This window comes from Lysinibacillus pakistanensis (assembly GCF_030123245.1).
GTDB lineage: Bacteria > Bacillota > Bacilli > Bacillales_A > Planococcaceae > Lysinibacillus > Lysinibacillus pakistanensis.
The window spans coordinates 1,275,538-1,289,907 of sequence record NZ_CP126101.1; the positions used below are offsets into that span (position 1 = coordinate 1,275,538).

General features: G+C 37.6%; 16 protein-coding genes. All 16 read left to right on the forward strand.

Annotation, left to right across the window (positions count from 1 at the left end):
- Positions 1-10 precede the first annotated feature (10 nt).
- The 16 genes from QNH24_RS05965 to QNH24_RS06040 all read left to right on the forward strand — a co-directional run bounded on the left by QNH24_RS05965 (position 11) and on the right by QNH24_RS06040 (position 14,179).
- The gene (locus tag QNH24_RS05965) at positions 11-457 is read left to right on the forward strand and encodes a chemotaxis protein CheW (RefSeq protein ID WP_054770637.1); all 447 of its coding nucleotides are present in this window, start codon (positions 11-13) and stop codon (positions 455-457) included.
- 9 nt (positions 458-466) lie between these two features.
- Positions 467-1,099 (forward strand): chemotaxis protein CheC, encoded by a 633-nt coding sequence (locus QNH24_RS05970; RefSeq protein ID WP_283871181.1) that lies wholly within the window; start codon positions 467-469, stop codon positions 1,097-1,099.
- Positions 1,100-1,606: a chemotaxis protein CheD gene (locus QNH24_RS05975; protein ID WP_430674998.1), complete on the forward strand. Its 507-nt coding sequence runs from the start codon at positions 1,100-1,102 to the stop codon at positions 1,604-1,606.
- Positions 1,606-1,977 (forward strand): hypothetical protein, encoded by a 372-nt coding sequence (locus tag QNH24_RS05980; RefSeq protein WP_283871182.1) that lies wholly within the window; start codon positions 1,606-1,608, stop codon positions 1,975-1,977. The genes QNH24_RS05975 and QNH24_RS05980 overlap by 1 nt, the downstream gene beginning before the upstream one ends.
- Positions 1,978-2,430: 453 nt before the next feature.
- Positions 2,431-3,201 carry a FliA/WhiG family RNA polymerase sigma factor gene (locus tag QNH24_RS05985; protein ID WP_283871183.1) on the forward strand — a complete coding sequence of 257 codons (771 nt, stop codon included), beginning with the start codon at positions 2,431-2,433 and terminating at the stop codon, positions 3,199-3,201.
- Between the two features lie 37 nt (positions 3,202-3,238).
- Complete coding sequence (locus QNH24_RS05990; protein WP_283871184.1) at positions 3,239-3,544, forward strand: RNA polymerase subunit sigma; 306 nt, start codon at positions 3,239-3,241, stop codon at positions 3,542-3,544.
- Between the two features lie 9 nt (positions 3,545-3,553).
- Positions 3,554-4,126 carry a hypothetical protein gene (locus QNH24_RS05995; RefSeq protein ID WP_283871185.1) on the forward strand — a complete coding sequence of 191 codons (573 nt, stop codon included), beginning with the start codon at positions 3,554-3,556 and terminating at the stop codon, positions 4,124-4,126.
- Between the two features lie 157 nt (positions 4,127-4,283).
- Positions 4,284-5,003, forward strand: a complete 720-nt coding sequence (gene rpsB, locus QNH24_RS06000) for a 30S ribosomal protein S2 (protein WP_004269262.1) — start codon at positions 4,284-4,286, stop codon at positions 5,001-5,003.
- A gap of 101 nt (positions 5,004-5,104) precedes the next feature.
- Positions 5,105-5,992, forward strand: a complete 888-nt coding sequence (gene tsf / locus QNH24_RS06005; protein ID WP_283871186.1) for a translation elongation factor Ts — start codon at positions 5,105-5,107, stop codon at positions 5,990-5,992.
- A gap of 213 nt (positions 5,993-6,205) precedes the next feature.
- The gene (pyrH, locus tag QNH24_RS06010; protein ID WP_283871187.1) at positions 6,206-6,931 is read left to right on the forward strand and encodes a UMP kinase; all 726 of its coding nucleotides are present in this window, start codon (positions 6,206-6,208) and stop codon (positions 6,929-6,931) included.
- Positions 6,931-7,488 (forward strand): ribosome recycling factor, encoded by a 558-nt coding sequence (frr, locus tag QNH24_RS06015; RefSeq protein WP_283871188.1) that lies wholly within the window; start codon positions 6,931-6,933, stop codon positions 7,486-7,488. The genes pyrH and frr overlap by 1 nt, the downstream gene beginning before the upstream one ends.
- A gap of 393 nt (positions 7,489-7,881) precedes the next feature.
- Positions 7,882-8,676, forward strand: a complete 795-nt coding sequence (uppS, locus tag QNH24_RS06020) for an undecaprenyl pyrophosphate synthase (RefSeq protein WP_283871189.1) — start codon at positions 7,882-7,884, stop codon at positions 8,674-8,676.
- Positions 8,673-9,464, forward strand: a complete 792-nt coding sequence (locus QNH24_RS06025) for a phosphatidate cytidylyltransferase (protein ID WP_283871190.1) — start codon at positions 8,673-8,675, stop codon at positions 9,462-9,464. Before uppS ends, QNH24_RS06025 begins: the two co-directional genes overlap by 4 nt.
- 72 nt (positions 9,465-9,536) lie before the next feature.
- Positions 9,537-10,682 (forward strand): 1-deoxy-D-xylulose-5-phosphate reductoisomerase, encoded by a 1,146-nt coding sequence (gene dxr, locus QNH24_RS06030; protein ID WP_283871191.1) that lies wholly within the window; start codon positions 9,537-9,539, stop codon positions 10,680-10,682.
- A 46-nt stretch (positions 10,683-10,728) separates the two neighbouring features.
- Entirely contained in the window at positions 10,729-11,988 is a 1,260-nt protein-coding gene (rseP, locus tag QNH24_RS06035; protein ID WP_283871192.1) for an RIP metalloprotease RseP, read from the forward strand.
- A gap of 484 nt (positions 11,989-12,472) precedes the next feature.
- Positions 12,473-14,179 carry a proline--tRNA ligase gene (locus tag QNH24_RS06040; protein WP_283871193.1) on the forward strand — a complete coding sequence of 569 codons (1,707 nt, stop codon included), beginning with the start codon at positions 12,473-12,475 and terminating at the stop codon, positions 14,177-14,179.
- The last annotated feature ends 191 nt before the right edge of the window (positions 14,180-14,370 follow it).

The following is a 14,370-nucleotide window of genomic DNA, read 5'->3' on the forward strand; positions in this document are numbered from 1 at the left end:
GGTGTAGATTATGACAAACGCAGTGGAACAAGAAAGTATTAAAGTAATTGTCTTTCAATTAGCCGATAAAGAATATGCAATCCCAGTGTCACATGTACAAGGGATTGAAAAATTAATGCATATTACTCGTGTACCAAAAACGGCGAAATATGTGAAAGGTGTCATTAACCTTCGTGGTGTTGTAACACCAATTGTTGATTTACGAGAAAGATTTGAATTACCAATTTCTGAGCACGAAGAAACAACGCGTATTATCATTATTTCCTTAGAAGATATGGAAGTAGGCTTCGTCGTAGACTCTGCAAATGATGTATTAGACATTCCTGCAAATTCAATTGAACCACAGCCAGAAGTAGTTGGATCGCTTGAAGAAGAGTTTATTTCAGGAGTAGCTAAAATTGATAAACGATTATTAATTTTATTGCATTTAGAGAAAGTACTAAATCCACTAAAGTAGGGATCGATAATGACACTTAATCAAAAGATTACATCACTACATTTAGATGTATTAAAGGAAATTGGGAATATTGGTGCTGCGCATGCTGCGACAGCACTTTCCAATTTACTCGGAAAAAAAATTGATATGCGAGTACCAAAGGTAGAAATGGTGTCGTTTAATGACATGATGGAGCTTGCTGGTGGATCTGAAAATGTTGTAGTTGGCATCTATCTACGCATCGAAGGTGATGCTGAAGGCAGTATGTTCTTTATCTTGCCAATCGAACAAGCGAATCGTTTTATTCGTCGTCTTATTCATGATGAATCATTCGACTTTAAAAAACGACCAGTTTCAGAGCTAGGGTTATCAGCCATGCAGGAAATGGGGAATATTTTATCAGGTTCCTATTTATCCGCATTATCTGACTTTACAAATTTGAAAATTTATCCAACTGTTCCAGGACTAAGCGTTGATATGTTTGGTGCTATTATCAGTATTGGCTTAATTGAATTATCACATGTAAGCGATAATGTTATCGTCATAAACACATCCATTTTTGAAGACGGGGTAGAGGACCACGAAACAGTAAGGGGCCACTTTTTCCTATTGCCCGATCCAGACTCATTTGATGCTATTTTCAAAGCATTAGGAGTTTCGTAGATGATGCTAAATAGTAGTAGTGGGCTAGTGATTAAAGTTGGAATTGCACAAATGGATGTGGTAAAGTTACCCAACACTATCAGAACATCAGGTCTTGGATCTTGTGTAGGTGTTATTTTATATGATGAATCAAAAAAAATTGCTGGTTTAATACATGTGATGTTGCCAGATTCAAGTTTAGGTAGACAGGAGTCAATAAACGTAGCCAAATTCGCTGATACAGGTATTTCAGCTATGATTGACTTATTAAAAATAGAAGGCGTACAAAAATTCAAGCTAAAGGCAAAAATTGCGGGTGGTGCACAGATGTTCCAATTCACCTCAGATAAAGACTCGATGCGCATTGGTCCACGTAATGTTGAGGCTGTCAAACGTGAGTTGAAACGCCATGGCATTCCATTAGTTGCAGAAGACACTGGTGGTAATAGTGGTAGAACAATTGAATTTAATCCAGCGACGTCAACATTACATATTCGAACAGTTAACCAAGGAGTGAGCGAAATATAATGTTTGGTTCTATTTTTTACAACCTATGGGGAGCGCTAATTGCCTTTTCAATTTATTTTTTCAGTACATTTCAAAAACCCCTTACGCCACTACGTATTCTTATAGGATCATTTATAGTAGCCATAATCGTGTTTTTCGCAATGTATATAATTCGTTTTTTAATTGCCTATATTTTATATACACCAGAAGATAACGAAGCAATGGGTGAAGGTGAGTTGGAAGAAAACGCATCCGATGAGCATAATGAAGGCGAACAAGAAGGATCTTCTGCTAGTTCAACTGTTGAATTTCAGGATGAAAGCTCAGAAGAAATTGCGCAAGTTGTACGAACGATGATGAGCCGTGAAGACCATCAGCAAGTAAATGCATAAAATAAATAAGGGGGTCGCGAGTTGCGGCTCTTTTTTTGTTATCGTAAATGCTTTGATGAGTATCAAGCAATGAGGACTACTTTGATTAACCTCTTTAGAAATATTTTCATAAAATTCACAAGCTATAAGTTAAATACCTAGCAATTAATTAAATTATGTACACTCATAAATTTAAACAATATGTGAGAGAGTGGGGGAAACAAATGAAATTATGGTCGATTCTTGCTATAATGTAGGAAAGAATGGTAATCACTTTATCTTCATTCCGGAAGTGTTTTTTGTATCGAAAGCATAGCGGCAAATACAGAAGACTCCCAGGCCTGGGCACAATTTAAAATCCAGACGCAATTACGCTAAGGCGAAATTGATCTTGGCGGCTCACAACAGTGAAGTTTAGTGTTTTTCTAAACGAATAGGCGCGGTAAAGGCGTTTTCTTAAGAGAGGTGGATTTCATGACACAACCAAATCTAAACGATGAACAAAAGCTGTGGAACCGTTGGATAGATGACCGTGATCCAGATGCTGGGGATTTGCTTATCAAAAAATATATTTCACTAGTATCTTATCATGTACAACGCATTGGTGCGAGCTTACCGAAAAATGTATCTCGAGATGATCTAACTAGCTTAGGCATGGTAGGTCTATTTGATGCATTAAATAAATTTGATATTAAGAGAGATTTGAAATTTGATACATACGCTTCTTTTAGAGTAAGAGGAGCAATTATAGATGGTTTACGGAAAGAAGATTGGTTGCCGCGTTCTGCTCGTGAAAAAGCTAAAAAATTAGATGCGCAAATTGAACGGTTAGAACAAAAATATATGCGTCATGTAACTCCTGAGGAGCTTGCTGAAAATTTGGAATTACCAGTAGAGGAAGTCTATCAAACTGTACAGGAGCATTTCTTTTCGAATGTCCTTTCTATTAACGAACAACAAGATCAGGAAGAAACGGATGGAAAGTCATTTGTTATTAGGGATGATACAACAAAAACACCTGAACAGGTTATCATTAAATCGGAATTATTGGGTGATTTAGCGGAAAATATTCAAAAGTTGAATGAAAAGGAACAATTGGTGCTTAGTTTATTTTATACAGAGGAATTGACCTTAACAGAAATTGGTGAAATGCTTGATTTATCAACTTCACGTATTTCACAAATTCACTCAAAGGCGCTTTTAAAGCTACGAAAGTTATTATCTAGTGAAATGATTAATGCCTAATGATGATTAGATACATAACATTAAGGGAGGAATTCCAATGAGTTTAAAGGGTGTCGAATTACAAATTGCTATTCCAAAAACGTTTGAGGCAGGGAAAATGGCAGATCAGGCTCAGCAGCAAACCTTGGCTCAACAAGCACATGCAAATGAAGCATTAAAAAAAGAAATAGATCGCAAGCAAAAAATTGTGAATACTTCAGAAGGTATGGATGAGATTAGTGAAGATGAAGAGGCGGGCGGCGAGTACATTAAGGGAACTCGCAAAAAAAAGAAAGAGAGTGACAATCAAGAAAAACAGGCACGACATCCGTTTAAAGGAAATTTTGTAGATTTTAGTGGATAGGAGTTTACTATGGCAACCATACTAATTACGATTCTATTTTTCTTACAGTTGCTTTCGTTTTACTTCCTTATTATTTTAAATACGAAACTAGCTAAATTTAAAGATTTAGAAAAGAAACAGGAACGTTTAATGCGCGAAATGGATGATACAATTAGTGTCTATTTAGCAGATATGAAAGACGAGAATGATCGTTTAATACAAGAACTACACAGCGTTTCAAAATCGGAATTGAACGTAAATGCTATCCAGCAGGCTGAAAAAATTGTCATTCAGAAAGAGCAAGAGCCGCTTCCTGAAAAAATGAAAAAAGAACAAGAATCTCCTAATTTAGAAACCGATTCACGAAAATATATACCTAAAAATATTGTTGCGAGTGCTTATTCACGCCAGCAACAGTCTGTTTCAAAAGCAGCTCAATCTGATAGTATGGCTAATGAGACAGAAAAGGAACAACCAAAGGTATTCACAATGGAGCAACAAGCCATCGAATTAGCGAAGCAAGGAAAAACACCAGAGGAAATTGCAAAACAACTCCAAAAAGGCAAGACAGAAATCGAGCTTTTATTGAAATTTCATGGCTAAAACAGTTGCGAATAGGGTAAAGCTATGATATAGTTGCAAATGGTGTTATTACTACACACGCATTTTGATGCAGTAAGTGGTGCTCTAAGCTTAGGGTAGCTTGTTGTAGATGATAAATGCGGAGGATAAAAACCAAACATATTAGGAGGAAATTCACATGTCAGTAATTTCTATGAAACAATTACTTGAAGCTGGTGTACATTTCGGTCACCAAACTCGTCGTTGGAACCCAAAAATGAAGAAATATATCTTCGTTGAACGTAACGGGATCTACATCATCGACTTACAAAAAACTGTTAAAAAATTAGAGGAAGCTTATGACTTCATGCGTCAAGTTGGTCAAGACGGTGGTAAAGTTCTTTTCGTTGGTACGAAAAAACAAGCACAAGAAGCGATCAAAGATGAAGCTGAACGTTCAGGCAACTACTACATCAACCAACGTTGGTTAGGTGGTACTCTTACAAACTTCGGTACAATTCAAAAACGTGTTGCACGTATGAAACAAATCGAAAAAATGGAAGAAGAAGGAACTTTTGAAGTTCTTCCTAAAAAAGAAGTAATCCAACTTAAAAAAGAACACGAACGTCTAATCAAATTTTTAGGCGGTATCCGTGATATGCACGATCTTCCAGACGTAATGTTCGTGGTTGACCCACGTAAAGAACGTATTGCGGTTGCAGAAGCTCGTAAATTAAACATCCCTCTAGTAGGTATTGTTGATACTAACTGTGATCCAGATGAAATCGACTACGTAATCCCTGCTAACGATGATGCTATTCGCGCTGTTAAACTTTTAACTGCAAAAATGGCTGACGCTTTAATCGAGTCAAAACAAGGTGAAGAGGAAGCTCCAGCTGTAGAAGCTGCTGCTGAGTAATTCACGTTTACAAAAAGGTGATAAGTGGCTCAAAACCCTTATCACCTTTTTTAGAACCTATCATTAAATTATGTTCAACCAATTTGAGGAGGAAACACTAAATGGCAAACATTACTGCACAATTAGTAAAAGAATTACGCGAAAAAACTGGCGCTGGTATGATGGATTGTAAAAAAGCGTTAGTACAAACTGATGGTAACTTAGAAGCTGCTATCGATTTCTTACGTGAAAAAGGTCTATCTTCAGCTGCTAAAAAAGCTGACCGTATCGCTGCAGAAGGTACAACTTATATTTTAGAACAAGGTAACGAAGCAATCATCCTAGAAGTAAACGCTGAAACAGACTTCGTTGCAAAAAACGATAAATTCCAAGTATTAGTTGCTTCTTTAGCAGAACAATTACTTGCTGCTAAACCAGCATCAGTTGAAGCTGCATTAGAGCTTACAAATGCTGAAGGTGTAAAAATTGTTGACCAAATTTCAACAGCAGTTGCAACAATTGGTGAAAAAATCACACTTCGTCGTTTCGAAGTGAAAACAAAATCTGATGCTGATGCATTCGGTTCTTACTTACACATGGGTGGTCGTATTGGTGTATTAGTAACTTTAGAAGGATCTACAGATGCTTCTGCTGCAAAAGATGTTGCTATGCATATCGCGGCAATCAACCCAACTTATGTTTCTCGCGATGAAGTTTCTGCTGAAGAGGTTGAACGTGAGCGTAAAGTATTGACTGAACAAGCACTTAACGAAGGTAAACCAGAAAACATTGTTGCTAAAATGGTGGAAGGTCGTCTTGGTAAATATTTCGAGGATGTTTGTTTACTTGACCAAACATTCGTTAAAAACTCTGACCAAAAAGTGCGTGATTTCGTTGCATCAACTGGTGGTTCAGTAAATGGTTTCGTACGCTATGCTGTAGGTGAAGGTATCGAAAAACGTGAAGATAACTTCGCTGAAGAAGTTATGAGCCAAGTTAAAGGTAACTAATTAGCTGCATTTGATCCTAATCAAATAATATCTAGATTTTCTAGACAAAAAATGGGGAACACAATTTAACGTGTTCCCTATTTTTCCGAAGAGAGCGAAAAGAAGGATATAATTTTCTATTCTGCCTTATTCACAACTAGTAATTATTGTAATATATACTATAATGGAAAAGGGAATAGAGATGTTTTAAATAAAGTCTGACGGAGGTTTACAATGAGTGTGCCACAATATAAACGAGTAGTTATAAAATTAAGTGGTGAAGCGTTAGCAGGAGAAGCGGGCTTCGGTTTATCACCAAAAATAATCAAGGCTGTTGCAGAGGAAGTAAAAGAAGTAGTAGATCTTGATGTAGAAGTTGCTGTTGTTGTAGGTGGCGGTAATATATGGCGTGGAAAAATCGGTAGTGAAATGGGAATGGATCGTGCGGCAGCTGATTATATGGGAATGCTGGCAACGGTTATGAATTCTTTAGCATTACAAGATGCACTTGAAAAATTAGGCATTGAAACACGTGTCCAATCTTCTATCGTGATGACACAAGTAGCAGAACCATATATTCGTCGTAAGGCAGTTCGTCATTTGGAGAAAAAACGTGTGGTTATTTTTGCGGCAGGTACAGGTAACCCGTTCTTCTCAACTGATACAACTGCAGCATTACGTGCAGCAGAAATCGATGCAGATGCGATTTTAATGGCTAAAAATAATGTAGATGGTGTTTATTCTGCAGATCCAAAAGTAGATACAACTGCCATTAAATACGATACACTCACATACTTAGACGTTATTCAACAAGGCTTACAGGTAATGGATTCAACAGCTTCTACTTTATGTATGGATAACGATATTCCGTTAATTGTCTTCTCAATTACAGAACAAGGTAATATTAAACGTGCCGTACTAGGCGAGAAAATTGGAACAGTTGTTAGGAGGAATGCATAATGGCTAAACAAGTATTAGAACAAGCTAAAGAAAAAATGAACAAAACAATTGCAGCTTTCAGTCGTGAATTATCATCAATCCGTGCAGGACGTGCAAACGCATCTTTATTAGACCGCATTACGGTTGATTATTATGGTGCGCCAACCCCGATTAATCAGCTTGCAGGTGTATCTGTACCAGAAGCACGTTTATTAGTGATTACACCATATGATAAAACAATTCTAGGTGAGATTGAAAAGGCAATTATGAAATCAGATATTGGTATTACACCATCAAATGATGGCTCTGTCATCCGTTTAATGATTCCTGCTTTAACAGAAGAGCGTCGTAAAGATCTTGTGAAGCAAGTGAAAAAAGAGGCAGAGGATGCAAAAATCGCTGTACGTAACGTTCGTCGCGATGCCAATGACGATCTAAAAAAACTTGAAAAAGCTGGCGAAATCACAGAGGATGATCTACGTGGCTATGGTGAAGATATCCAAAAATTAACAGATGAATTCATTGTAAAAGTTGATCAGGTAGCGAAAGAAAAAGAAAAAGAAATTCTAGAGGTGTAAGCAGACGCTTTACATATCTAAGATGGAACTTTTTGAGGAGATGAAGGCGTCCTATACATATCAGGACGTCTTTTCTCTTTACAATTAAATCTACATGTATCAGAGTATTGGAGTTTTATACATTCAAGCTTTAATTGTTTTAGAGTGAATACCTTTCAACTATTTTTGCTTTCTTTTTAGATTAAGAAGAACTGATCTTTACTTGAAACGAAAACATAGGTGAGGATTGCATGAAAAAAAGGGAAACCGCCCTTAAAAAACCTTACTTGTAAGTAGTTCTAAATGAAGCTGGTTCCTACATAGTCAATTTAGAGGGAAAAAAAAGACAAAACATGCTTTTGTTTGTTATGATAGGTTAGTATACGTCCGATTAGTTGTAGTGGGGGAGTTAGCATGTTTAAAAAGCTATTAGGTAAACAAATAAATATGGATACACTATCATTGGGGGAACGTGTTGCCCTTGCTAAAAGCGAGCCAATTCCTGCCCATGTTGCGATTATTATGGACGGAAATGGACGGTGGGCAAAAAAACGCGCGATGCCACGTGTTGCCGGGCACCATGAAGGTATGAAGACGGTACGAAAAGTCACTAGATTTGCGTCAGATCTTGGAATAAAGGTTCTAACAGTGTATGCGTTCTCTACAGAAAACTGGAAGCGTCCAAAAACAGAAGTCGATTTTCTTATGCGTCTACCTGTTGAATTTTTAGGGTCCTTTTTACCCGAAATGATGGAACGTAATGTACGTGTGGAAATGATTGGAGATCCTACTTTATTGCCTGCACATACACAGAAAGCATTGTTTGAGGCGATGGAGGAAACGAAGCATAATACAGGGTTAATTTTAAATTTTGCCTTGAATTATGGAAGTCGTTCTGAAATGGTCAATGCAATGAAAACGATGCTTCAAAAAGTGCAAGATGGACAATTAACATTACAAGATATAACAGAAGAATGTTTAACATCTCATTTGATGACAGCTCATTTACCAGAGCCGGATTTATTAATTCGTACAAGCGGTGAGGTACGATTAAGTAACTTTATGCTATGGCAGCTCGCCTATACAGAATTTTGGTTTACAGATACATTGTGGCCAGATTTTAGCGAGGAAACCTTATTGGAAGCGGTGGAAAATTATCAGAAACGTAATCGCCGTTACGGTGGGTTGAAGGGAGAAGAAACAACTTGAAACAAAGAATCATCACAGCAATAATTGCAGCTGGGCTTTTTATTCCATTTGTTATTTATGGAAATGCACCATTTACACTACTAGTGCTTGCAATGGCTGTTGTCGGCTTTTATGAAATACTGAAAATGAAAGGTATTTCACTTTTTTCAGTGCCTGGTATTTTAGGGCTACTTATTTTACTGTTACTTGTTATACCTAACGGCTGGTCAGATAAGGTAGTAGATGCAATTGGCTACTCCTCTAATTTAATGGTTGTATATGGCATCGTTTTGCTATTGCTGATATATGTCGTTCTTGTAAAAAATAAAATCACATTTGATGAAGTGGGTTTTATTTTATTAGGTGCGTTTTACGTGGGCCTTGGCTTCCATTATTTAGTTGAGACAAGAAATGAAGGGCTTGTATATGTTGTCTACTGTTTACTAATTGTTTGGACGACTGACTCAGGAGCATATTTTGTTGGAAGAAAGCTAGGTAAAAATAAGCTATGGCCAGAAATTTCACCGAAAAAAACCATAGAAGGGTTTATAGGCGGAATTGTGATTGCAGTAATCTTTGCTGTAGGGATGCAGGCAATCTATCCATTTGCAAATGGCTACATCTCACTTATTTTCATCACAATTTTTGCATCCATTATCGGGCAAATGGGTGATTTAGTAGAATCTGCCATAAAGCGTCATTTTGATGTGAAGGATTCAGGAACTATTTTACCTGGACATGGCGGAATTTTAGATCGCTTTGATAGTCTATTATTTGTAGTTCCGCTATTACACTTTTTGCATTTTTAAGGAATTAAAGCCATCTACTTGAATGTTAATGTAGTTTTTCATTTGTTAGAGAGAAAAAGGGGACAATTTGTCGTGAAAAAAATTAGTTTACTTGGTGCAACTGGGTCCATTGGTTGGCAAACCTATGATATCTTAAAGGAACAGCGTGATGCCTTTCAGCTAGTCGCATTTTCTTCAGGGAAGAATATCGAAAAAACGCGTGAAATGATTGAAGCTTTGAAGCCAGAGTTGGTATCTGTTCAGCGAGAAGAGGATGCATTGACACTGGCTAAAGAGTATCCTCAAATCCAATTTTCATTTGGAGAAAAGGGGCTTGTTGAGGTGGCTACACATCCCGATTCTACAGTACTTGTTAATGCTGTTCTAGGTAGTGTGGGACTAGAGTCAACATTAGCCGCAATTCGAATGGGAAAAACAGTTGCCATTGCTAATAAGGAAACACTTGTAACGGCTGGCCATTTAGTGATGGCGGAGGCAAAGAAATACAATGCTAAAATTTTGCCAGTTGATAGTGAGCATTCCGCAATCTTTCAGTCAATGAATGGCGAAAATCCAAAAAATGTTGAACGTTTAATCATTACAGCCTCTGGTGGTAGTTTCCGTGATAAATCACGTGCGGAATTAAAGGATGTAACCGTTGCCGATGCACTCAATCATCCAAATTGGTCAATGGGTGCGAAGATTACCATAGATTCGGCTACAATGATGAATAAAGGGCTAGAAGTCATAGAAGCACATGTCCTATTTGATATGCCTTATGATAAAATTGATGTACTTTTACATAGAGAAAGTATTATTCACTCTCTAGTTGAGTATCATGATACTAGTGTCATTGCACAGCTTGGTACTCCAGATATGCGTGTGCCTATCCAGTATGCCTTAAGCTATCCTGATCGTATGCCGCTGCATAACGGACAACGACTCAATTTAGCACAAATTGGTCAGTTGCATTTTCAAGAAATGGATTTCGAGCGCTATCCAGCGTTGCGTCTTGCCTATGAGGCCGGTCGTACTGGTGGTACGATATTGACAGCAATGAATGCAGCAAATGAGGCGGCAGTTGCAGCCTTTTTACAAGGGAAAATAACATTCCTAGAAATCGATGAAACAATCGAGCGTGTGATGCAGGCACATAACAACATTTTAGTGCCAGATTTACAGACAATTTTACAGGTAGACGGTGAAACAAGAAAAACAGTGTTAGACATGGTAAAATAACAAAAGTATGATTACGTTAACTATTCACTTTTAAAGGTGGGGTATTATGCAAACAGCCATTGCATTTATATTAATATTTGGCCTGCTCGTATTCTTCCATGAACTTGGTCACTTCCTGTTTGCGAAACGCGCAGGAATTATGGTTCGTGAATTTGCTATCGGTATGGGTCCAAAAATTTATGGAAAAACACATGGTGAAACAATCTATACGGTACGACTTTTACCAATTGGTGGTTACGTTCGTATGGCTGGTGATGACATGGATGGTACTGAATTGTCACCTGGATACCGTGTAGGGCTTATTGTTGATGAAGATAATCGTGTTAAAAAAATTATTTTCAATCAAAATAATAAGCAGTTACCAGACTTATTATTTTTAGAAGTTGAACGAGCCGATTTAGAAAAGGATTTATTTATTGAAGGCTATGATGAAGAAGAAAATTTAGTGCGTTATAATGTGACGAGGGATTGTATTTTAGTCGAAAATGGAAAAGAAACGTTGATCGCACCATATGACCGTCAATTTAACGCTAAAACAGTGGGACAGCGTGCCATGACAATCTTTGCGGGACCATTGTTTAACTTTATATTAGCATTTTTCATTTATTTAATGATTGGTTTATTAAATGGTGTACCAACAAATGAGCCGATTATTACAGAAGTAGTAGAAAATCACCCAGCAGCACAGGCAGGCATGCTTGCAGGTGACAGGGTGAAATCAATAGATGGACATGCTGTTGAGACGTGGCAAGATTTAGTTTCCATTGTACAAAGTCGACCTAATAAGACGATTAATGTTACAGTTGAGCGAGATGGAACAACGGAAAATCTTACGATGACAGTGAACGAAGTGAAAGAAAAAAACGGTGAGACATATGGTCAAATTGGAGTGACAAGTCCAAAAGTCCACAACCCGTTAAAAGCTGTCGTCTATGGTGCTCAAGAAACATATAATATGACAATGCGTATATTTGAATTACTGGGAATGCTTATTACTGGTCAATTTACAATTGATGCTTTATCAGGACCTGTTGGAATTTACAAAACAACAGAGACTGTTGCCACATGGGGCATCTTTGCTTTAATGAATTTTGCAGCCATGTTAAGTATTAATCTAGGCATCATGAATTTATTACCACTTCCTGCTCTTGATGGTGGTCGCCTATTATTCTTTGGCTTTGAGGCAGTAAGAGGTAAGCCAATTGATCGTCAAAAAGAAGGTATGGTTCATTTTGTTGGGATCGTTCTATTAATGATCTTAATGGTTGTCGTCACATGGAATGATATCCAACGTTTCTTCTTTTAGTGAAGAAAGGTGAACGTTTTGACATAGTGCCTATACGTAATTATTACGTCAAGGCGAATATGAATGAAAAACATAGCTTTGAGCGCAATTTATTTGAAACATTGCGTTCAAAGCTAAATTTGTTTATGCTAATTAGAGTATAAACATATTTATCTTCATTCAGCAGAAGACTTCATACCTCTACAAGTGGTGAGATGAATGCAGTTTTGGTTCTTTTCAGTACGTGTCCAAACAGCTGCTGAATGAAGATAAAGCCTCTGGCGGATGCCACGGATTTTCAAAGGAATATATAAAAGGATGTTAGCCTAAAATCTTCGCATCCTGCGAAAATGGCTAACTGACCTGCATTGGTTAAACGCCACGTTCCCTGTGGTATTACCGAAATGACCGATATCGTGTCGGCCCTCGTGCAGGCCTGGGCACAATTCAAAATCCGAACGTAATTACGCCAAGGCGAAATTGATGAAAAAAGGTGGAACACTGAATGAAGCAAAGTAAAACATTTATCCCAACGCTACGTGAAGTACCTGCAGATGCAGATGTAAAATCACATAAGCAATTACTACGTGCAGGGTTTATTCGTCAAAATACAAGTGGGGTATATTCGTATTTACCGCTTGCAAAACGTGTATTATCAAAAATTGAAAATATTATTCGCGAAGAAATGGAAGCCATTAACTCTATCGAACTGTTAATGCCTGCATTACAATCTGCGGAGCTATGGCAGGAGTCTGGCCGTTGGGAAAAATATGGTCCAGAATTAATGCGTTTGAAAGATCGTCATGATCGTGACTTTGCATTAGGGCCTACACATGAAGAGGTCATTACGACTCTTGTACGTGATGAAATTAAATCTTATAAAAAATTACCGTTAACACTATATCAAATTCAAACAAAATTCCGTGATGAAAAACGTCCTCGCTTTGGATTATTACGAGGTAGAGAGTTTATTATGAAAGATGCTTATTCATTCCATGCATCACGTGAAAGCTTAGATGAAACATATGAAGATATGTATCGAGCATACTCTAATATTTTCTCTCGTCTAGGTTTAAATTATCGTGCGGTTATTGCGGATGCTGGTTCCATCGGTGGGAAGGGTACACATGAATTCATGGTATTATCAGAAATTGGTGAGGATACAATTGCCTACTCTGACACATCTGATTATGCTGCGAACATTGAAATGGCAGAAGTAGTAGTAGATTATCAAGCATCCGAAGAAGCATTAAAGGACCTTGAAAAAGTAGCAACACCAGATCAAAAAACAATTGAGGAAGTATCTGCTTTCTTAAATATTCAATCTTCAAATGTGATTAAATCATTAGTATTTGAAGTAGATGGTGAATTAGTAGTTGTACTTGCACGAGGCGATCATGAAATAAACGATATCAAACTGAAAAATGCCCTAGAGGCTAGCTCAGTTGAACTTGCTAGTGAAGCGGCAATTCAAGACCTTTTAGGCTGCGGAGTGGGTTCTATCGGTCCAGTTAAATTACCAGTAGATGTCAAAGTTATAGCAGATAATGCAATAAAGTCTATCCGTAATGGAGTAGCTGGTGCAAATGAGGATGGGTTCCACTTAATCAATGTAAATCCAGAGCGTGATTTTGCAGTTAATAATTATTTAGATATTCGCTTTATTCAAGAGGGTGATCCATCACCAGATGGACAAGGTATCATCAAATTTGCAGAAGGCATAGAGGTTGGTCATATTTTCAAATTAGGGACTACTTATTCTGCAAAAATGAATGGTACTTTCTTAGACGAGCAAGGGAAGGCACAGCCATTTATTATGGGCTGCTATGGTATTGGTGTTTCACGTATTTTAGCTGCTGTGGCTGAGCAATTCCAAGATGAGAATGGTTTCGTTTGGCCGACTCAACTAGCGCCATATGATATTCATGTTGTACCTGTAAATACAAAGGATGAAACACAGGTAGCCCTAGCGGATGAGCTATACGGCTTATTAAAGTCCTACCGCTATGATGTGCTTTTGGATGATCGTGCTGAGCGCGCTGGGGTTAAATTTGCTGATGCAGATTTAATTGGATTGCCTGTACGTGTAACAGTTGGTAAAAAAGCAACTGAAGGTATAGTTGAAGTCAAGTTCCGTCAAACAGGTGAAACATTTGAATGGAAAAAAGAAGAGGTCATTGATCGCTTAAATGAATTTTTCCGTAAAAACTAATTTAGACAAAGGTGTAAATGCTTCCAATAGAGGCTGCCCTTTAATTTTGATAAGATAGTAGTAAAGAATTCGCGACACTTCTGCGGGACAATGAACCAATCAAGCTATAACAGATATCAATCAGGTATTTGTTGTTGTTTGTAGATCGCCCGTAGAGAGGGTGCGAATTTTTTTCTTCAATTTAGATTGTA